This window comes from Cellulophaga sp. BC115SP, from assembly GCF_009905545.1.
In the GTDB taxonomy this organism is placed as follows: Bacteria; Bacteroidota; Bacteroidia; order Cytophagales; family Spirosomataceae; genus Flectobacillus; species Flectobacillus rivi.
Window position 1 is genome coordinate 22,667 of record NZ_JAAALB010000047.1, and the last position, 21,895, is coordinate 44,561.

General features: G+C 37.9%; 17 protein-coding genes. 13 read left to right on the forward strand and 4 right to left on the reverse strand.

From position 1 onward, the window contains the following. Positions 1-305 precede the first annotated feature (305 nt). The 8 genes from GVN22_RS22760 to GVN22_RS22795 all read left to right on the forward strand — a co-directional run bounded on the left by GVN22_RS22760 (position 306) and on the right by GVN22_RS22795 (position 8,967). Positions 306-965, forward strand: coding sequence for a DUF4905 domain-containing protein (locus tag GVN22_RS22760; protein ID WP_166553313.1), 660 nt, complete (start codon positions 306-308; stop codon positions 963-965). After that, positions 922-1,944 (forward strand): LysM peptidoglycan-binding domain-containing protein, encoded by a 1,023-nt coding sequence (locus GVN22_RS22765; protein WP_166553314.1) that lies wholly within the window; start codon positions 922-924, stop codon positions 1,942-1,944. Before GVN22_RS22760 ends, GVN22_RS22765 begins: the two co-directional genes overlap by 44 nt. A 52-nt stretch (positions 1,945-1,996) precedes the next feature. Next, complete coding sequence (locus tag GVN22_RS22770; protein ID WP_166553315.1) at positions 1,997-2,167, forward strand: hypothetical protein; 171 nt, start codon at positions 1,997-1,999, stop codon at positions 2,165-2,167. 28 nt (positions 2,168-2,195) lie between these two features. Further along, entirely contained in the window at positions 2,196-2,966 is a 771-nt protein-coding gene (locus GVN22_RS22775) for a TIGR02757 family protein (protein WP_166553316.1), read from the forward strand. Positions 2,967-3,287: 321 nt separating this feature from the next. Next, on the forward strand, positions 3,288-4,445 hold the full coding sequence (locus GVN22_RS22780) for a formylglycine-generating enzyme family protein (protein ID WP_166553317.1): 1,158 nt from the start codon (positions 3,288-3,290) through the stop codon (positions 4,443-4,445). A gap of 147 nt (positions 4,446-4,592) precedes the next feature. After that, positions 4,593-5,549: a caspase family protein gene (locus GVN22_RS22785; RefSeq protein WP_166553318.1), complete on the forward strand. Its 957-nt coding sequence runs from the start codon at positions 4,593-4,595 to the stop codon at positions 5,547-5,549. Between the two features lie 348 nt (positions 5,550-5,897). After that, positions 5,898-7,874: a heavy metal translocating P-type ATPase gene (locus GVN22_RS22790; RefSeq protein WP_166553319.1), complete on the forward strand. Its 1,977-nt coding sequence runs from the start codon at positions 5,898-5,900 to the stop codon at positions 7,872-7,874. 151 nt (positions 7,875-8,025) lie between these two features. Continuing rightward, positions 8,026-8,967 carry an aldose 1-epimerase gene (locus GVN22_RS22795; protein WP_166553320.1) on the forward strand — a complete coding sequence of 314 codons (942 nt, stop codon included), beginning with the start codon at positions 8,026-8,028 and terminating at the stop codon, positions 8,965-8,967. Between the two features lie 227 nt (positions 8,968-9,194). Here the strand turns inward: GVN22_RS22795 and GVN22_RS22800 are convergent, their stop codons facing one another. Continuing rightward, complete coding sequence (locus GVN22_RS22800) at positions 9,195-10,088, reverse strand: Ppx/GppA phosphatase family protein (RefSeq protein WP_166553321.1); 894 nt, start codon at positions 10,086-10,088, stop codon at positions 9,195-9,197. Between the two features lie 31 nt (positions 10,089-10,119). After that, positions 10,120-10,410, reverse strand: a complete 291-nt coding sequence (locus tag GVN22_RS22805) for an iron-sulfur cluster assembly accessory protein (RefSeq protein WP_166553322.1) — start codon at positions 10,408-10,410, stop codon at positions 10,120-10,122. A 214-nt stretch (positions 10,411-10,624) separates the two neighbouring features. On the opposite strand from GVN22_RS22805, the gene GVN22_RS22810 reads away from it, so the two are divergent. Both GVN22_RS22810 and GVN22_RS22815 read left to right on the forward strand, forming a co-directional pair. After that, positions 10,625-11,146, forward strand: coding sequence for a hypothetical protein (locus GVN22_RS22810; protein ID WP_166553323.1), 522 nt, complete (start codon positions 10,625-10,627; stop codon positions 11,144-11,146). A 125-nt stretch (positions 11,147-11,271) separates the two neighbouring features. Continuing rightward, positions 11,272-12,516 (forward strand): MFS transporter, encoded by a 1,245-nt coding sequence (locus tag GVN22_RS22815; protein WP_166553324.1) that lies wholly within the window; start codon positions 11,272-11,274, stop codon positions 12,514-12,516. Between the two features lie 366 nt (positions 12,517-12,882). Here GVN22_RS22815 and GVN22_RS22820 read toward each other — a convergent pair whose 3' ends face one another. Continuing rightward, positions 12,883-13,341 carry an Lrp/AsnC family transcriptional regulator gene (locus GVN22_RS22820; protein ID WP_095160303.1) on the reverse strand — a complete coding sequence of 153 codons (459 nt, stop codon included), beginning with the start codon at positions 13,339-13,341 and terminating at the stop codon, positions 12,883-12,885. Between the two features lie 288 nt (positions 13,342-13,629). Here GVN22_RS22820 and metH point away from each other — a divergent pair, with 288 nt between their 5' ends. Further along, positions 13,630-17,400: a methionine synthase gene (gene metH, locus GVN22_RS22825; RefSeq protein WP_166553325.1), complete on the forward strand. Its 3,771-nt coding sequence runs from the start codon at positions 13,630-13,632 to the stop codon at positions 17,398-17,400. A gap of 494 nt (positions 17,401-17,894) precedes the next feature. After that, positions 17,895-19,010, forward strand: coding sequence for an MBL fold metallo-hydrolase (locus GVN22_RS22830; protein WP_240915748.1), 1,116 nt, complete (start codon positions 17,895-17,897; stop codon positions 19,008-19,010). Positions 19,011-19,183: 173 nt separating this feature from the next. Here the strand turns inward: GVN22_RS22830 and GVN22_RS22835 are convergent, their stop codons facing one another. After that, positions 19,184-19,540, reverse strand: coding sequence for a transmembrane 220 family protein (locus GVN22_RS22835; RefSeq protein ID WP_166553326.1), 357 nt, complete (start codon positions 19,538-19,540; stop codon positions 19,184-19,186). A 185-nt stretch (positions 19,541-19,725) separates the two neighbouring features. Here GVN22_RS22835 and GVN22_RS22840 point away from each other — a divergent pair, with 185 nt between their 5' ends. Further along, positions 19,726-21,582, forward strand: coding sequence for a hypothetical protein (locus GVN22_RS22840; RefSeq protein WP_166553327.1), 1,857 nt, complete (start codon positions 19,726-19,728; stop codon positions 21,580-21,582). The last annotated feature ends 313 nt before the right edge of the window (positions 21,583-21,895 follow it).

Genomic DNA, 21,895 nt, shown 5'->3' on the forward strand with positions numbered 1-21,895 from the left:
GAAGTATTATTTTAAATAAGATTTATTCAAACTCGAAGGTACTATACGTTTTTGGCATCAGAATTGATTATTAATTGATATTTGAGATGGCCAAAAGCATTTTTCAATCAGGGCGTTAAATTTAAGGAAAGGGTATTGATAAATAAAGTACTTTGTTAGTAAAGTCTTAATTTTGTATGAAGATGATAGTACAACAAATCTTGAGTATTTGTCAAAAAAGCAGAAAAACAAACTGTCTCTCCAAAAATTAGGAGTACATTATTCATACCTAAAACCTTTTTTCTTCGTTAATCAATTACTTGTTTGTGAAAAAACTATTTGCGTTTACATTTCAAGAAAAAATCTGGAATATTCAACTTAGTGAGCACCATTTAGTTGCAGAGCTAAGAAATGAAACACTTCGAAAAGTGGAGCTCATCTGTATAGATTTAGTCAATGCAGCGCTCATCTGGAAGCAAGCTAGCCCTATCAATACATGGTGGCAAAGTCTTGGGAAACTTAATAATGACCTAGTGGAACTCATCGAGTTTTCGGAAGAAACTAAGCCACAAGTTACCCAAAAACATTATTTAAACATACAAACAGGCGAAATATCGGAGTACATACCTCAAATATCAGATAATTTTTCCAGCCAGTCTTATCGTCATTTGCAACCAATTCATTATACGGAGCAAAACGAATATTTTCCAGCGATTCATCGATTCCTTTACCGTTTATTAAATGTTGATATTCAAAAAGGAGTAGATTATTTAGAATATAAAGACAAGATTATTATTTCTTACTATCTTTACCAAGAAAACAAACTCTGGAATTACCTTCTAGTGGTGAACAATCGTAAAAAAGTATTGCTCAACGAATTACTTACTGAATCAGAGGGATTGGGTCTAGGCACCTTCACTGTTAAACCAGAAATTTTACTATATGTTAAGAACAAAAGCCAATTACACGGTTATGAGCTCAATTAAAAAATCCATTAGTGAATTAACATTTACCTGCTTGGTTTTGACAGGTTCAGCCGTTGTTGCTGAAGCCAAAGAGGTAGTAAAAGATTCTTTGGGTTTGATTAGAGAAGGAGACAAAACTTTTGTTAAATATAAAGTGGATCCTAAGCAAACTTTGTTCTCAATCGTAAAGAGATTTGGTAGTAATGTGCCAGAATACAAGGCTGCAAACCCAGGGGCACCAGATGGTATTAAGGTAGGAGATATTCTGAAAATTCCATACAATAGAACTTTGCGTACTATGGGAAGCTCATCTACTGCATCGACACCTCCTGCACGTAAGCCTGATCCTGCACCACAGTATCCAACTACGCCACCTCAACAGCAAGTTCCTTCTAATACAAATGCTCCTAAAATGGTTACGCACCTTGTAGAACCAGGACAGGGTTTGTATGGAATTGCAGCAAAATATCATATTGCGGTAGCTGATATTCGTAAATGGAATAGTCTTTCTTCTGACAATTTGGAAGTGGGTCAAGTATTGATTATTGATCCCGCTGAAGCCAATAAAAGAAACAATACAGAAGCACGAAATTTTATTCAAAAGGTAGATGTTCAGCCCAATTATCCAACAACCCCGGCTAACACTCAACCTACCTCTAGCACGCCAGTGAATACCTCAGAGCCAGAAGTAAAACTTTCTTCTGAAGTAAGTCGCTCTCAATCAGGATTTAAGAAAACCATAGAAACAGGCTTGGCTGAGCTTATAGATGTAGAAGATAAATCAGGAAAATATCTAGCGTTACATCGTTCTGCTCCAGTGGGAACTTTAGTGAACGTCAAAAACGTTGCTAATGGACAAAGTATTTGGGTAAAAGTTATTGGTCGATTGCCAGACCTTGGTGCCGACAAAGTGGTGATTAAATTATCGCCTCGGGCTTTTGAAAAACTCAATCCCGTTGACAAACGAATCAAAGCAGAAATTAATTATATGACTCCTTAATTCGAGCAAGGGATATTTACGGAAGTAACTATCCCTTGTTTGTTTTTATATTATGCCAAGACAAAAAAGACCACTGACAACTGGAGGAATCATTTTTAATATCCTCTACACATTAGCTTTTCCAGCTATTGCTACTTTTGCATTTTTATACACGGTATTGGTGTGGATTTTATCTATTCCATCTAAAATTATTGCCTTTGTGGCATCAAAAATCAAAAAATAGCAAGCCTTTTATTCCTATCGCCCTTATAATGAACTCATTTGTGATAGAACTCTTGGAAGAAAAATTCCAAGAGTTTAACCAACCTAATTTTATACCCAACGACCCTATCTGTATTCCTCACTCTTTTAGTCAAAAACAAGATATTGAAATTATGGGATTTTGGGCCTCAATACTTGCTTGGGGACAACGTAAAACCATTATCAATAAATGTAATGAACTTATTACTTTGATGGATGGAGCACCACATCAATTTATTACCCAACATCAATCTTCTGACCTAAAACGCTTCCTCAATTTTAAGCATCGAACCTTCAATGCTACCGATACCCTTTATTTTATCGAATGGTTTAAAGAATATTATGCAAAATATGACTCCCTAGAGGATGCTTTTGCACGATTTTTGCGTAGTACTGATCATACAACAGAAAATGCACTGATTGGCTTTCATCAACTATTTTTTAGCTTGGAAGACTATCCTCAAAGAACCCAAAAGCATATTGCAACGCCATTGCGAAAATCTACTTGTAAGAGAATTAATATGTTTTTGAGATGGATGGTTCGCCAAGATAACAAAGGTGTTGACTTTGGTATTTGGACTCGTATCAAACCTGCCCAACTGATTTGTCCTTGTGACGTTCATGTGGATCGTGTTGCACGAAAATTAGGCTTGATACAACGTCAAAAAACAGATTGGCTAACGGCATTAGAGCTTACCGAAAATTTAAGAACTCTTGACAAAAACGACCCTGTCAAGTACGACTTTGCTTTGTTTGGTCTCGGCGTGGAAAAAGAAATGTAGATTTCCGCCACAAAATCTGCACTACTTTTATCTTTTCATTGACTTTTTAACAACATTCCTAGTCTAAAGTTGTACTAATTTCACAAATGCAACTTTTTCTAAACTAGGGCTGTACATTTTTATATTTCTATAGTGTATGCTATAGAAGCTTACTTCCTATTTTCAAGTAGTTTAACCATTAATTTTTATGACTGTAAATCCGAACTTATTAACTCCTCTGCTCCTCTATTTTGATACAACAGTAATGTATTCAGGCACATAGCGCCTATCCGTATTGATTAAAATAGCTTAAACCACACTTGTAGCATCTAACTTTAATACATGAAACTGATTACAGCGCTATTACTGTTTGGTTCGATGTATGCCAGTGCCCAAAGTATCCAACATGTTGATTATAAAATCGATAACGACCAAGTAGTTGTGGATTATGACCTTATGGATGGTGGTGCACAAAATATATCTCTCCAATATAGTATCAATAACTCCATCTGGAAAAGTGTTCCATTGCATGCATGTAATGGCGACCTTGGAGTTGTAGAAACTGGTAAAGGCAAACGCATTGTTTGGTTACCACTTACACACCTAGAAAATCTTTCGGGTCAATTAAAAGTAAGAGTCTACGGCACCAATCTCCCTCAAAGTATCAATACCTCCATGCTATTAGTCAAAGGAGGGTTATTTCTCATGGGTAACCTTCAAGGGAAAGAAGATGAAAAACCTATTCGATATGTAAAAATCAATAACTTCTACATTAGCAAATTTGAGGTAACCGTTAGCGATTTCCGTGCGTTTATCAATTCTACTGGCTATAAAACAGACGCTGAAAAAAAAGGCGGTAGCTATATTTTTAATGGAGAAAGATGGGAATTAAAAAAAGGAGTCAACTGGAAATTTGACCCATCAGGAAGTCCAAGAACTGACATGGAAGACAACCACCCAGTGGTTCACGTTAGTTGGAACGATGCCCAAGCCTATTGTAATTGGTTGAAGAATTCTACAGGCAAAGCCTACCGACTACCCACCGAAGCTGAGTGGGAATATGCGGCAGGAAATGCCGATAAACATACCAAATTTAGCTGGGGTAATTACCAGCCTTTTAATATTCGGGTGAGTAACCTTGCTGACGAAAATACCGCCAGCGTTTTGAAATGGACTAAAAGTAGTGATAGAATTTTTTGGGGTTATCAAGACGGTTTTGTGTTTACAGCACCAGTTGGTTCATATACACCCAATGACCTAGGGATTCACGACCTAACAGGTAATGTCGCCGAGTGGTGTTCAGATTGGTATTTACCAAACTATTATAATCAGAACCAAAAAGACAATCCACTAGGACCGCCAAAAGGACATGCCAAAATAGTGAGAGGAGGTAGCTGGGAATCCTCCCCAAAAGAGACCCTGACCTCAAGTCGAAGCTATCAACAGCCTGAATTTAGGTCATGTTTTATTGGATTTCGCATCTGTTATTCGGACTACTAATAGGTAAATCAGCAAGTAAAACAAAGGCCTTAATAATCGTATTTATCTGACAATAAACATAATAGCCTTAAAGATATTGCTCCAACACTATTACCTATTTCCTTGCTTTCAGTTTATTTTAGTATTATTCTAAATCATCCTTATCTCATGAGAATACTGATATGTTTACAAGTTTTATTCCTGCTCATACTAGGAAAATTTGACTCAGAGGCACAATATATCTCGATTCAGGGCATAAGTCCTGTTCATGCGGTTAATATTACAAAGAAAACCACTACCAATAAGCAAACTACACCTGCCAATGCAGCTCCAGTAACGCTATTGCCTACTCCTGCTAGCCAAGTTGTAAGCTCAAATCCATATCTCAACAACACCCCTATGCCGAGCAGAGGGCGACGTATTGCGCTATTGATTGGTAATGGCACCTACAATTATGGAGGTAGTTTGGGCGAAAACCCCAAAAACGATGTTCAGGATTTGGGTAAAGCATTAACCGCTTTAGGTTTTGAAGTAAAAATTTTAGTTGATGCAAATTTGCTAAATGTCAAACAAGCCATTAAAACTTTTCAAGAAAAAATTACTGGTGCAGAAATGGCCACTTTTTTCTACGCAGGTCACGGAATGGAAATTGCGGGCAAGAAATATATTATTCCTGTAGATGCCCAACTTAAGCGCCCTGAAGATTTAGACGATTTTGCCTACAATATTGACTTTTTATTTAGAAGACTTAAAACAGGCGGTGCCAAACATAACCTGATTGTATTAGACGCTTGTAGAAATGACCCATTTCAGATTCAAGCCAGAGCCAATATTGAAACAGAAAGAGCGTGGAAAGATGCTAATGTCTTTAGTCCTATCCAACTCAACAGATTTAATGCAGGTAACGTATATTTGGCTATGGCAACCGACTGGGGCAATAAAGCGAAAAACGGATACGGTCGAAACGGGGTTTACACAACACAACTATTGAAGTTTCTAAAATCCGGAGAGCGCCTTGAAAGAGTTTTTGACTTGACAGGTATTCAAGTAAAAAGAGAAACGCAAATGGAACAAAACCCTCAATTCTTCAAAGAAGTATCTATTGCGGATGAGTTCATTTTCTAGATTTTTTGATTATTTAAACGTTGTATTCTAGCCGTAGAGACGCAATACTTTGTGTCATAAGCCAAGTCAGACATAGCATAGTAGTATCAAAAAAGCGGTCGAAAAATATTTTTCGACCGCTTTTTTGATGAATAATTGGGCTATAAACCTAATACTAAAATTCGAGATGAGACAAGCCTATTTGGTTTACTTATTTCGAATTTCTTTAAAATAATCTTTCTTTTTGATTCCCTGTTGCATGAGTTTTAGGTCTACATTTGTGCGTAACGATTGCTACTATCGCCTTAAAATCAGTGGATTTATCTGCATCGTTATTGCATAATTTTATTTTCACAAATTCTAAATCTCATGACTCAACATACACATACGTCACATGGTCACACCTGTTGCCATGACGACGAACAGGCTGAACATATCCATCATAATCACGAACATAACGAGCATGACCATGCAGGTCATTCGCATGATGGAGAAGTATCTTTTCTGCCTGCCATTATTTCTTTCATTTTATTGGGTATTGGTCTTACGCTCGACAATTGGATACAACCTACATGGTTTACGGGTTGGATACGAATGGCTTTATACTTGGTTGCCTATATCCCTGTGGGCTTACCTGTTATGAAAGAAGCTTGGGAAAGTATATTGAAAAAAGATATTTTCTCTGAATTTCTCTTGATGAGTATTGCCACTGTTGGAGCTTTTGGCATTGGCGAATATCCTGAAGGGGTGGCAGTAATGCTGTTTTATGCTGTGGGAGAAAGTTTTCAGTCTTTGGCGGTAAAAAGAGCTAAATCAAATATTAAAAGCCTCCTCGACCAGCGCCCAGACACCGTAACAGTGGTGGAAAATAACCAGCCTATTGTAAAAAAAGCTATGACTGTTTCGGTTGGGGAAATTATCCAATTAAAAGCAGGCGAAAAATTAGCCCTAGACGGCGAACTCGTTTCCGAAACTTCTACCTTCAATACCTCCGCCTTGACTGGCGAAAGTAAGCCAGATACCAAGAGAAAAGGTGAACCCGTATTGGCTGGAATGCTCAATCTAAACTCGATTGCTTTAGTAAAAGTTACTACAGCGTATCAGGACAGTAAATTGAGTAAGATTTTGGATTTAGTACAAAATGCCACTAAGCAAAAAGCGCCTACGGAGCTTTTTATTCGAAAATTCGCTAATATTTATACTCCAATTGTAGTTGGTTTAGCAGTAGCGATTACGCTTCTACCCTATCTATTGGTGTCAGAATATCATTTTCAAGAATGGCTATATCGAGCATTGATTTTCTTGGTTATTTCTTGTCCTTGTGCCTTGGTCATTTCTATTCCTCTAGGGTATTTTGGCGGTATTGGTGCAGCCTCAAAAAATGGTATTTTGTTTAAAGGAAGTAATTTCTTGGATGTAATAGCCACTATTCAACATGTTGTAATGGACAAAACGGGAACACTCACTGAAGGAGTTTTCAAAGTACAAGAAGTAGTCATTAAAGATAATTTTGACAAAAATCATCTACTACAAATTGTAAATGCGTTGGAAAGTAAAAGTACACATCCTGTCGCTACAGCTATTCATGAATATGTTGGCAACATTGATTACAATATCGATTTACAAGATATAGAGGAAATTGCAGGATATGGGCTCAGCGCAACGGTGGAGGACAAAGAGATTCTTATTGGTAATTTTAAATTATTAGAAAAAAAGGGGATTACTTATGATATTGACCCATCTCAAATAGTTTATACCGTACTCGCAATTGCGTATTCAGGTCAATTTGTGGGATACATTACTATTGCAGATAGTATCAAATCTGATGCCTCTTTGGCCATTCAACAACTTCATAAGTTAGGGGTAAAAACAACCATGTTGAGTGGCGACAAAAATTCGGTTGTACAATACGTAGCTAAACAAATAGGCATTTCGGCTGCCTTTGGAGATTTGTTACCAGAAGATAAAGTCAATCAGGTAAAAGCCATCAAGGCGCAACAGGAAACGGTAGCATTTGTCGGTGATGGTGTCAACGACGCTCCGGTAATTGCCTTGAGCGATGCAGGTATTGCGATGGGTGGTTTGGGTAGCGATGCCACCATAGAAACTGCCGATATTGTCATTCAAGATGATCAACCTTCAAAAATAGCAACAGCTATTATCATCGGAAAAGAAACAAAACGTATCGTATGGCAAAATATCACGATGGCCTTTGTGGTAAAAGCCTTTGTACTTGTACTTGGTGCAGGAGGTTTAGCAACTATGTGGGAAGCGGTTTTTGCTGATGTAGGTGTGGCATTGTTGGCTATTTTGAACGCTATTAGGATTCAACGTATGAAGTTTTAATAGATTTGGTGCTTTAGAGTGACTATCTTAAATTTGCTTTCTGGTCTTGCACTTGACCAGAAAGCAAATTTTTACTTACCTTAAAGTAGGAACAGTATTCATGAAGGATATAATCCATCGCCCCTGCTTACTAACTATTTCAAAAACTCTCATGAAAATCACCCAAAGTACCTTTGGACTATTCAATGAATATGTTCTTCAAAATCCTTCTACTAATGAAGCCGTACATATCTTACCTGAATTAGGAGGAATTATTCATCAATTAGTCTTAAAAACAGAGACTGGTTTACACAAAATCATTAACTGTGGCAATACCCCTGAAGAGCTACTTTCGAGCCTGTTATCCTATCCTTCTACACATTTGTTTCCTTGGGGAAATCGTGTAAAAAGTGGTCAATATGAATTTGAAGGTGCTAGTTATCAATTGCCACTCAATGAAGTAGGTTTACAAAATGCCCTTCATGGATTTGTGTACACGTCTCCTTTTAAAGTGTATGAAACTACCGAATCTGAAACTGAAGCAGTCTTAACGTTAGAATATCTATACAAGGGTGGTTATGTAGGTTATCCTTTTCCTTTTCAATTATTGATCAAGCATACCTTAAATGCAAAAGGATTAACACTTAGTTATACAATTAATAATATTGGTTCTGGAAATCTCCCAGTTAGCCTTGGCTGGCATCCGTACTTTAGTATTGAAGGCGAAACCAAAAATGATTGGACTGTTAGTTTCCCATCGACACACCAATACTTACTCGACGACCAAATGTGTCCAGTAGATAGAACGCCAAAGCATTATGCAGAAGGTTTTAATTTGGATGGGCAGATTTTAGATGCGGTTTTTGCCGTAGAAAAACAAGAAATTGTAGAGGTTATTCTCAAATCTAACAAACAAGATTTGTCGATAATAGTATGGCAACAAGCAGGAGAGCAACAATTTAATTATAGCGTTGTGTACACGCCACCAACAGGAGACCGCATTGCTATCGAGCCAATGACAGCCCCTACCAATGCACTTAACTCAAAAGAAAATTTGTTGATAATCAGTGCAGGAGAATCTTACACTGTAGAATGTGGAGTAACGGTATTTTAAATAATTGTGAGTTATGAATTGTGAATTAGGGGTGTACGAAGGATTTCCAATAATTGCGGATTTGGGATTTCTGATTTCGGAAATAAAGAAAAATACCTCTATTTTTTACAAAACATAAATGATTACACTTCCGAAATCCAACATCCGATATCCGAAATAGACAGTTTTAGAATCATTCGTACAGTTATGAATTGTGAGTGATTCACAATTCATAACTCACAATTACCTTATTTGTCTCTCTTTCGATTCTGGATTTTTTCGTAGACCATCTGGATAATTCCATCTTTCAATCCTAAATCTGGTACGATAATACTTTTAGCTCCAGCCCATTTCATGGCGTTGAGATATATTTCGGCAGCTGGCACAATTACATCGGCACGGTCAGCATTCAAACGAAGTTTATTAATTCGCTCTTCGTAAGTAAAACCAGCCACATATTCTTTAATCTTTGTCAACTCCTTCAAACTCATCGATGTTTCGGTATCATGGTTCGAAGCAATATTAAAGAGTTTATTTATATTACCTCCTGTACCCACAGCAGTTACCTGAGATTTAGACGGGTCTACGTGCATCTCAATCCACTTACGCATTTTTTCCCAATCACCTTCACGCTCTTTGTGTTCAAGCAAACGTACAGAGCCAATTTTGAATGAACGAGAAGCTACTTTCTGACGATTCATGTAGATATTCAACTCTGTCGAACCACCACCTACATCGATATGCAAATAATTGCTATCATCTAAAGCCTGAACCACCACATCATTAATCAATTCAGCTTCTTTCGAACCATCGATGATATTGATTTTCATATCCAAAATTTTATGGATACGCGTGATAATAGCCTCAGCATTTCCAGCTTCACGCATGGCAGAAGTAGCACAAATCATGTAATCTTTTACTTCGTGCAAGTCCATCAATAATTTGTAGGCATTCAATAATTTGAAAATACGCACCTCTGATTCAGGGCTAATTTCTCCTTCATTAAATACATCGTGTCCAAGTCGAAGCGCAAAACGAACGTATTCTACCTTCTTAAAACTAATTTTTCCGTCATTCTCTAATACCTTCGAGATTTGCATTCGGGCGGCATTAGAGCCTATGTCAATCGCTGCAATTTTCATGCTTTCTTCTTTCTATGCAGTAGCTTTTTGCTTATTTATTAAACGTAAATCCATTTCCATCTTCCTCAAAATCAAGCTCTACGCCGATTAGGTACATAAGGTGATGTTTGTTGATAATGAGTTGAATACCATCTATTTCGTATAACTCATCGTGATCCTCTTTTTTATCAAATCCAATCAGATAACTTGCACTACAGGCGCTTCCTCTCAAACCTACTCTCAAGTAATAATCCTCAGGAATTCCTTTGATGGTAAGTGCTTTTAGAATTTCTTGTTGAGCAATTTCAGTAATCGTAATTGGAATTATTGCTGGACTATTCATTATTCGTGTCTAAAAACAATTCGGTTGATATGACTGACTTTGTACACAATTTGCTTCTTCTCAAACGAAGCTATACAGTTCAGGGCGAAAATACTTATTTTTGAAAGATTTTCCACAAAACAACGTTAATAACCCTACATTACAAAATGTATTTAATCATTTGTAAAACTGATAAAGCTCTTGGCAGAAAGTATTACAGATAAACCCCAACTTTATGGAAATAGTTGCCGATTTAATTAAAGTATTAGTACCTGCTAGTTTAGTCCTTTGGGCTATGTACTTGACATTGAGTTCTTTTTTGAGAAAAGAATTTGCACAAAAAAATCTTGAACAGCGTTTTGAAGCTCAAAAAACGGTATTACCCATTCGCCTAGAGGCTTATGAGCGTATCTGTTTATTACTAGAACGAATGTTACCCAACAATCTCCTCATTCGCTTGTCTAATCCCGAGTTCAATGTTGTAAGCTTTCAGCAAGTATTAGTTGCTGAAATTCGTGCAGAGCTAGCTCATAATTTTTCACAACAATTATACGTCAGTGACGACGCATGGTTAAGTGTAAAAAATGCCTTGAACGAAACCATTTCAATGATTAATCTCTCGGCTCAAGAACTAGACCCGAATGCCCCATCAATTGAATTATCTAAAAAAGTAATCGAAAAGGTCTTACAAAATCAACATTTCAGTACTGAGTCTGCTTTGGCATTTGTAAAAGACGAAGCTCGAAAATTATTTTAGCATATTGTGCACCCATTCTTCCTTTGTAACTAGAAAAGGAATCACTAAATTACTGTAGTAAAAAGAGTAGTATTCAACTCGAGTTTCTCTTTATGAAAAACAACATATAATCAAGTCCCTAAACTATGCAACAAAATCTTTCTCAGAAAACCAACTTACAGCATCTTTTCAGTATTCCTGTGATTGTAGCCGCCTTAGGTTACTTTGTCGATATTTATGATCTATTGCTTTTTGGCATTGTACGTGTACCAAGCTTACAAGATATGGGGCTTAGTAAGGACGAAATCGGTGTTATTGGCAAAAATATTCTTAACTGGCAAATGGGCGGTTTATTATTGGGAGGTATCTTATGGGGTATCTTAGGTGATAAAAAAGGTCGTTTGTCGGTATTGTTTGGTTCCATTCTTACCTACTCTTTGGCCAATATTGGTTGTGGTTTTGTCAAAGACCCTACCACTTATGCGCTACTACGTTTTGTGGCGGGCATTGGTTTGGCTGGCGAACTTGGCGCAGGTATCACCTTGGTGTCAGAAGTATTACCCAAAGAACTTCGTGCTATTGGAACCTCTATTGTAGCTGGTGTGGGTTTGTTTGGCGCCGTGGCGGGGTATTTCACCGTAGAATTATTTGGTGGCTGGCGTACAGCTTACTTTGTAGGCGGGGGCTTAGGAGTGATTTTGCTATTACTTCGTATTAGTGTTTTCGAATCAGGTATGTTCGAAAATATTAAGCATCAAACGGGGGTTAAAAAAGGGAATTTCTTTGCACTTTTCACCAATGCCGACCGCTTGTCACGTTACTTAAAGTGTATTGCGATTGGTATGCCAACGTGGTTTGTGATTGGTATTTTGGCAACATTTGCGAATGAGTTTGGGGAAAAATTAGGCATTGCTGAAGAAATCAAACCTGGGAAAGCTATCATGTTTTGTTATATAGGTCTGGCGATTGGTGACTTGGCAAGTGGTTTTATTTCTCAGTTTTTAAGCTCTCGTAAAAAGGCCGTTTCCTTATTACTTGTACTTACCTTGATTTGTAGCATTTATTACCTTTATGCAGGTATGAACTCTGCACAGGAATTATATACCGTTTGTGTATTTGCAGGCTTTTCTGTTGGTTACTGGGCCATGTTTGTGACCATAGGAGCAGAACAATTTGGTACCAACCTCAGAGCCACAGCCGCTACAACGGTACCTAACATGGTTCGCGGAACGGTGATTGGTATGACTTCGCTTTATTCTGGTCTTAAACCAAGTTTGGATGTATTTAACGCAGCTGCTATTGTGGGCATTATTTGTTTTGTACTAGCCTTCTATTCTATACTAACTATTCCAGAAACACATAACAAAGATTTGGATTATCTGGAAGAGTAAAATAAGTGTAGAGTTTTGAATGCGGAGTAAATGATTTAGTGAATGGTGGTTGAGTGAATGAGTGATTAATCTTTAAGTCCACATTTCAGCAGTAGAGACGCAATGCTTTACCTCTAAAAAAAAGGCGTTCGAAATGAGTTTTTCGAACGCCTTTTTGATTGAATGTCAGGATATTTCTATGAAGGTAAACACCTGTTTGATGAATACACACTATTTAGACGCAAAGCATTGCGTCTCTACAAGCGAAAATCATGTAAAACAATCACTAAATCACTCAACCACCATTCACTAAATTCAAAAGGACTCATGGATAGAATAGCCGTGAATAATAAAACTCTGCATTCAACACTCAAAACTCCGCACTCCCTAGATTTCTAATGCTGTTTTGGATTTTATTTCGCTCATCACGAAAGTACTATGCGTACTGCCAATATTATCGAGAGAGGCGAGTCGATTCATCAAAAAACTCTGATATTCACGCATATCTTTTACCACAATTTTCAGCATAAAATCGTATTCGCCTGAAATATTGTAACATTCCATAACCTCCTCTAATTGAACCACATCACGCACAAATCTAGCGCCAGCCTCTTGGGCATGTTCTTTTAAACGAATATTACAGAATACCATCAAGTCTTTCTCCACTTTTTCTCTGTCTACCAACGCCACATATCCTTTAATGACTCCCTCTTTTTCAAGTCTTCTTACCCTTTCGTACACAGGTGTAGGCGACAAGTTGAGCCGATTCGAAAGTTCTTTGGTGGTAAGATGAGCATCTTCTTGTAGATTTCTAAGAATCGCTTTGTCAATTGAATCGAGTTTCATAGCCGTTATTTTTTCATTTTTCTAGTGAAAACACTTCAATATTTAGATAAACTCTCTAAAATATTTTTATTTAAAGATAATACATCTAATTTAAAAGAAGCAATAAACAAATATTATCTTTTGATGTAACTTTGTAGAAGTAGATTCGAGTTGTAGGCTTTTAGCTAGAAAAATGAAGTAATACAAGGATACTATTTCAGTATGGTATAAACTAAAATAGTTATTCTTTTGGCTACTAGTCTATTTGAAAACACATTACCGATAAAATTATAATTAACCAGAAAACTGATGCGTCCGAACATCCGTGAAATCTTAAAAGATAGAATCCTTGTACTAGATGGTGCAATGGGTTCTTTGATCCAACAATATAAATTGACTGATGCTGATTACCGTGGTGAAAAATTCAAAGATTTTCCGCACGAAGTAAAAGGCAACAACGATATGCTTTCGATTACTCGTCCTGACGTAATCAAAGAAATTCATGCCATGTACTTTGAGGCTGGGGCTGATATTGCTGAAACAAACACGTTTTCGGCAACGTCTATTGCCATGGCTGATTATCACATGGAAGAATATGTGTATGAACTTAATTACTGCTCGGCCAAAATTGCTCGTGAAGTAGCAGATGAGTTTACGGCAAAAAATCCTGCTAAACCTCGTTTTGTAACAGGTTCTATCGGACCAACTAACCGTACTTTATCCCTTTCACCTGATGTAAATGACCCTGGTTTTCGCGCAGTAACATTCGACGAATTAGTAGAAGCTTATACGGAACAAATTCGTGGTTTGGTAGATGGCGGTGCAGATGCATTATTGGTAGAAACAATTTTCGATACCTTAAATGCCAAAGCTGCCCTATTCGCAATTGATTTATTCTTCAAAAATCACCCCGAAAAAGAATATCTTCCTGTAATGGTTTCAGGAACAATTACGGATGCTTCGGGTCGTACGTTGTCGGGACAAACAACTGAGGCATTTTTGACTTCTGTTTCGCACATGCCATTGTTATCTATTGGCTTAAACTGTGCCCTCGGTGCCGATTTGATGCGTCCTTACGTGCAGACACTTGCAGTAAATGCTCCTTTCATGGTTTCGGCTCACCCAAATGCAGGTTTGCCAAACGAAATGGGAGAATATGACCAGTCGCCTGAGCAAATGAGCGAGATTGTGGAAGACTTCTTACAACATAGCTTTATTAATATTATCGGAGGTTGTTGCGGAACAACTCCAGCACATATTAAAGCTATTGCAGATGTTGCGGCAAAATATCCTCCTCGTCAGCTTCCAGCGCTTGAGCCTGTTCAAAAGCTTTCAGGTTTGGAACCTTTGAAAATTACGAAAGAAACCAATTTTGTGAACGTTGGAGAGCGTTGTAATGTAACTGGTTCGAAAAAATTTGCTCGTTTAATCCGTGACAATAAATACGATGAAGCGATTGCCGTTGCACGTGAGCAAGTAGACGGAGGAGCACAGGTAATAGATGTGAACATGGATGAAGGGATGATTGATGGTGTGCAGGCTATGACCAAGTTCATGAATCTCTTGATGGCTGAACCTGATATTGCTCGTTTGCCAATTATGATTGACTCTTCGAAATGGGAAGTGATTGAAGCTGGGTTGAAATGCGTACAAGGAAAGTCTATTGTAAACTCGATTTCATTAAAAGAAGGCGTTGAGAAATTCATAGAATCTGCCGAAAAAGTAAAACGTTACGGTGCCGCTGCGGTAGTAATGGCATTTGACGAGCAAGGACAAGCTGACTCTTACGAGCGTCGTATCGAAATCTGCGAGCGTGCCTATCGTATTTTGGTGGATGAGGTACATTTCCCTCCTGAAGACATTATTTTTGACCCTAATATTTTGACTGTTGCAACAGGTATCGACGACCACAACAATTATGCGGTAGACTTTATCAATGCAACTCGTTGGATTAAAGAAAACCTACCTTATGCTAAGGTATCAGGAGGTGTTTCGAATATCTCATTCTCTTTCAGAGGAAATGAACCTGTAAGAGAGGCAATGCACACCGTATTTTTGTACTATGCCATCAAAGCAGGTATGGATATGGGTATCGTAAATGCTGGTCAACTAGGCGTATATGACGATATTCCAAAAGATATGTTGGAGCTTTGCGAAGATGTTTTATTAAACCGTCGTCCAGACTCAACAGAGCGCTTGGTAACATTTGCAGAAACGGTAAAATCAAAAGGTAAAGAACAAGTTGTAGACAATAGCTGGCGTCAATTGCCCGTAGGAAAACGCTTGGAACACGCTCTTATCAAAGGACTTACCGAATTTATTGACCAAGATGTAGAAGAAGCTCGTCAGCAAGTAGAAAGACCTTTACAAGTAATTGAAGGGCCACTGATGGACGGTATGAACGTAGTAGGTGACTTGTTTGGTGAAGGAAAAATGTTCTTGCCACAAGTAGTAAAATCGGCACGTGTAATGAAAAAGGCAGTGGCTTATCTCCTTCCATTTATTGAAGAAGAAAAAGCAGGCGGTGGAAGTACTAGTGCAGGTAAAATTTTGTTAGCAACGGTAAAAGGCGATGTTCATGACATCGGTAAAAATATCGTTTCGGTGGTATTGGGTTGTAACAACTACGAAGTGATTGACTTAGGTGTAATGGTGCCAACTGACAAAATCTTGGCAGCAGCCAAAGAACATAATGTCGATATCATTGGGCTATCGGGTTTGATCACTCCTTCATTGGACGAAATGGTTGGAGTTGCCAAAGAAATGGAGCGTCAAGGTTTCACCATGCCATTATTGATTGGTGGTGCTACTACGTCTCGTATCCATACAGCAGTAAAAATCGACCCACATTATCACGGTCCAGTAATTCACGTATTGGATGCCTCTCGTTCGGTTCCTGTGGCGGGTCGCTTGATGCAAAATGAAAAAACGCACCAAGAAATTTACGACGAAATCAAGACAGAATACGCTCGTCTTCGTGACGAACATGCAGGTCGTAAACGTGATAAAAATTATATTTCTATCGATGCCGCTCGTGCAAATAAAACGGCGATAGATTGGAGTAATTTCCAAGGTACAAAACCAAAATTCTTGGGTACGAAGGTATTTGAAGACTATGATATTGCCGAAATCGCCAAATATATCGACTGGACTCCATTCTTCTCGACTTGGCAATTATCTGGAAAATATCCAAAAATATTTGAAAACGAAGTAGTAGGCGCGGAAGCCAAAAAACTCTATGAAGATGCACAAAAAATGCTTCAGAAAGTGATTTCGGAAAAAAGCCTCAAAGCACGTGCAGTAATTGGTTTTTATCCTGCCAACTCTATCGAAGATGATATTATTCTTCATCCTTTCGAGGAGTACGAATATGATGCCGCAGGACAAGGTGCATTGAAAGGGAAAGGCTACAGAGTGTTGAGTAATACAGCTGTAAATAGCAATGGAGAATTGGTATCTCCACAAGCACAAACGGTATTACATCATTTGCGTCAACAAGGACAAAAAGCTTCTAAGTTGCCAAATATCTGTTTGTCTGACTTTATTGCTCCCGAATCAAGTGGTAAAGAAGATTATATTGGTGCATTTGCTGTTACCGCAGGTTTGGGTATCGAAACTTTGTTGGAACAATACGAAAAAGACCATGACGACTACAACTCTATCATGCTCAAAGCTATTGCCGACCGTTTGGCAGAAGCATTGGCAGAATTGATGCACGAACGAGTTCGTAAAGAGTTTTGGGGATATGCCAACGAAGAAACATTCTCGAATGAAGAACTGATTTCGGAAGAATATCAAGGTATTCGCCCTGCGCCAGGCTATCCAGCTTGTCCAGACCATACTGAAAAACGTACGTTATTTGATTTGTTACAAGCAGAACGAATCGGCATTACGTTAACAGAAAGTTTTGCCATGTATCCTGCTAGTTCAGTTTCAGGATGGTATTTCTCTCATCCAGATGCTAAATATTTTGGTTTGGGCAAAATCGCTAAAGATCAAGTAGAAGACTATGCCAAACGTAAAGGTATGGATTTGGAAACTGTAGAAAGATGGCTTGCTCCAGTGCTGAACTATGAATAATTAGATTTATTGATTGAATAGAGATTGAGTGAATGAGTGATTATTCCTTACATCTACGTTTTATTAGTATAACGATATATTACCATCAAAAGCGGTCGGAAAGTAATTTCTGACCGCTTTTTTGATATTTCTACAGTATGTTTGACTTGGCTTAAGACGTAAAATATTACGTCTCTACGGCTAGAATACCAATTCTTTCATAATCATTAGATAAAATTGAGGAACGAAATCCCCCCTGAATACTTTTTGGTGTTTTGTCCAGTAATCTCAACTATGGCACACGTTCCTTATGATTCGTTAATGCCATTAACTGATATGCTATTAACAAATAACTTTTTTTTATTCAAAAAAATAAAATGAATTTTTATTCATTATTCTTGAACTCAAATTCACTTTATTTTGTCTGTACTAAAGCGAAGTAATAATTCGTCTATAGCAATGCTTAAAATCAAGTAGTTAAAACTTTTATTACTGAGATTTCGAACTCTTTCTCTATGTTACAAAAACTTAAAAAAATGATTATTTACGTATTGGTATTTCTAGTTGTTGTTGCGCTAGGAATTTATATATTTATGCAACAAGCACAATTTGGACAAGAACCACAAGGAAAAAGACTTGAACGTATTCAAAAATCGCCTTATTACAAAGATGGTGCTTTTCAAAATCTGAGCCCCACTCCTGCTTTGGCTGAAGATGCCTCTTACTGGGACATCATCAAAGCTCAACTCCAAACCATCCCCAATAAAGAACCCAAACAAACAATTCCATCTGTAAAAACAGACTTGAAAAATCTATCGAACGATAGCACGAAAATTATTTGGTTTGGACATTCTTCTTATTTGATTCACACCAATGGAAAAAATATTTTAGTTGACCCTGTCTTTAGTGGTAATGCCTCGCCTGTTTCTTTTTTTGGAAAAAACTACGAGGGGAGTAATGTCTACAGCGTAGAAGATATGCCTGAAATTGATATTTTACTCATTACCCACGATCACTACGACCATTTGGATTATCCAACTGTGACAGCCTTGAAATCAAAAGTTAAGAAAGTCGTAACATCTTTGGGTACTGGTCAACACTTTGAATATTGGGGCTTTAACCCTGACAATATTATAGAATTAGAATGGTGGCAAAATGCTCAACCTATCGAAGGATTTGAAATTACGTCAACGCCTGCCAGACATTTCTCTGGACGTAAGTTTACTCGTAATTTGGCGCTTTGGTCGTCGTATGTTTTAAAAACGCCAACAGAACAATTATACTTGGGTGGAGACTCAGGATATGATTCGCACTTCAAACAAATCGGAGAAAAATTCGGAAGCTTTGATTTGGCTATTTTAGAATGTGGTCAGTATAATTATTACTGGAAATATATTCACATGATGCCAGAAGAAGTAACTCAAGCTGCAAAAGATTTGAATACCAAAGTACTTATGCCTGTTCACTGGAGTAAATTTACGTTGGCTTTGCACCCTTGGAAAGAGCCTATCGAACGTGTAACCAAATCCGCAAAAGAACTAGGTCTACCATTTACCAACCCAAAAATTGGCGAACCTGTTGTCATAAACGGTTCATTATTACAAAATCCTTGGTGGAAAAATGTAGAGTAAACCATTAAGTGATTTAGTGTTTGAGTGAATGTGTGATTATTTTTAATTGTAGAGTCGCAATGCTTTGCGTCTGAAAGATGGGAACACATTAATATCAAAAAAGGCGTTCGAAATATGTTTTCGAACGCCTTTTTTAATGAAAGTTTTTCTGCCTAATGCCTACGGCTTACAGCCTAAAGCTTACCTAACTTACTTTTCAGTAAAAATACTACATACGTACCTGTACAAATCCATAAACCGCACGCTTCACGAGCTAATTCTTGGTTCATGGTTTTCATAGAAATACCTTCACCTTCTGAGAAAAAGCCTTCCCATGCTGTCATCTGCAACCAAGTATTGAGTCCTGCTACAAAAGACATAATCGTTAGCACTACCAACAACTCGGTATTATATTTTCCTTTAAACGCTTGTACACATACATAAACAGGTACCAAATACACTGGAATCCATAACACAGGATCTGGGTCATTATATTGCCACCCAGCAAATAGCAGAAAAATCAAGGCAAAAAGCAACGCAAAATATTTCATTGTGATTGAATAAAGGGATATTTGTGAAAATCAGACTGTTTACAATAAAGTCGCATTTATCGACACTTATTGTTAATGATTGTTAAGGACTTTAAAATTAAAAAGATTCCCTTCATATTTCCGAAGAAAAACGAACACAATTTCGTTATAAGAGTAAATTATCATTTTTTATAATGACACAGCCCATGGAAGTTCAATCTCATTCAGCAACTTTAGCTTTATCCATAGAAAAACCAAACTATGGCTACTATCGCTTTATACTTTCGGCTTTACTGATTTTAGTAACGAAAACACTTATTTTTTCCCAAAATAATCAACTCGAAACAGATAAAGGGCTTTTGCAATCTATTGCTCCTTACAGCTCGGATGTTCGTCAGTCGATATTGATGGCTAGTCAAAATCAAAACGTTTTAGACAGAGCACAACAAATTCGTACTCGTAGCCAAAAGTCTTTTCAAGATTTAATTAAAGGTTTTGGTCAAAAAGAGCAAGGATACTTCTATGAAGTAACTCGTTATCCAAACGTTTTGAACACATTTGCCACAAACACTAATCTTCGTCGTAATGATGTAGATGATTTAGTAGCCAATACAAGTTCGATTCTGAAAGATAATGCTTGGTCTTTATATCGTAGTAATCGTGATGTGATTGTTCAAATCTATCAACTTAATCAAAATGCTGACCAAGAATATCAGCAAATGATTCAAAGCCTTGACCCTAGTACACAGTCTGCCTTTCGTCAATTGGCCAATTATCCTGATGTCATGACATTAATGTCTGATAATAGAGATTTGACTGCTCGTTTGGGTGAACGCTATACCAACGACCGTGAAGGTTTGAACAAAGAATTGTCTGAGTTACATGACTCTATGGTGGCACAACGTCAGTATGACGTAGCCGAGTACAAGAAAAAACTTAACGACAATCCAGATGCAGCCAAAGAATTAGATCAAGCTGCTGAAGAGTACGCTCAAAGTAATAATTACGTTTTGCCCAATCGCGACCAAGACGTCTATATCACCAATAACTACTATAATAACAACCCAAGTCGTGCCTACTACTCAAACCCATATTCATATTGGTGTGGTTATCCTTACTGGTACACTACACCACTTTGGTACCCAAGCTCCTATTGGTATGATTTCAGATTCTCATTTGGTATAGGTAGCGTGGGTCTTTATGGCTATGCCTCGTATGGTTTTGCAGATTGGTTCTATTATGGTGGTTATTATCGTCGTTATCCTGTGCTTTATGGCTCGTTTGGTAATTATTACCGCAACTATGTAAACTATTATTACGGCCGTCCTAGTAGTTATTACTATGCTGGTCGCCCAATGCCATATCGTAATTATGACCGTGATAGATATTATAGCAATAATGGTCGTTCGAATAATGGTTATTATCGCAATTCTAACCCAAATTATGGAGGAAGTAACCGTGGCAATGATTATAGTTATGGAAATCGTGGCAACTACGGAAACAATAGCCGCTCTAATAGAGATTATAACAATGGTAGAGGCAATGGATATAGCCCACGCAGTGGAAACGCCGAACGCCCTTCTGATGGAAATGTAAATAGCTGGAGAGACTACAGTAACAATGGCGGCAGTCGCGGAGGAAACAACGCTGACAGAGGAGGAAGTTCTTACGGAGGAAGTAATAGTGCCAACAACGGAGCCTATAATGGCAATGGAGGGAATCCTTACAACGGAAACGGTGGCGGACGTTCAGGCGCAGAAGCTGGTCGTAGCGGTGGCGCATACAACAGTGGTGGGTCGTTTGGTGGTGGAAATGCAGGAGGACGCTCAGGCTCAGAAGCTGGTCGTAGCGGTGGCGCATACAACGGCGGTGGGTCGTTTGGTGGTGGAAATGCAGGAGGCCGCTCAGGCTCAGAAGCTGGACGTGGCGGTAGCTCATACAACGGCGGTGGATCATTTGGTGGTGGTGGAAATGCAGGCGGACGTAGCAGTGGTGGCGCAGGAAACGGCGGAGGACAAAGTTCGAATGGTGGAGGCGGCGGTCGCTCACGTGGACCGAGATAGATAAGCAATTAATTTAGAAAAGGCATTGAGGTTCAGGATTGAAGCATTATTTCTTACTTCAAAATTGAATTTCTGTGCCTTTTGCTTTTCTCATTTTTATAATTGCTGTTACTTTACTAGTTCAAGACTTTGTCTTGGACGCATTTTTTTAACAGTTTGAAACTATTTTATATAAAATTTAGTAAAAAAGCCCTATCATACTTTCTCATTTTGTCCAGTAATCAGATAGCATTAACCTACTATACCCAGCTTTTTTAAGTAGGCATATTTTTTTGATAATGAGACATTTGCATTTTTATCCATCTTAAAAAGC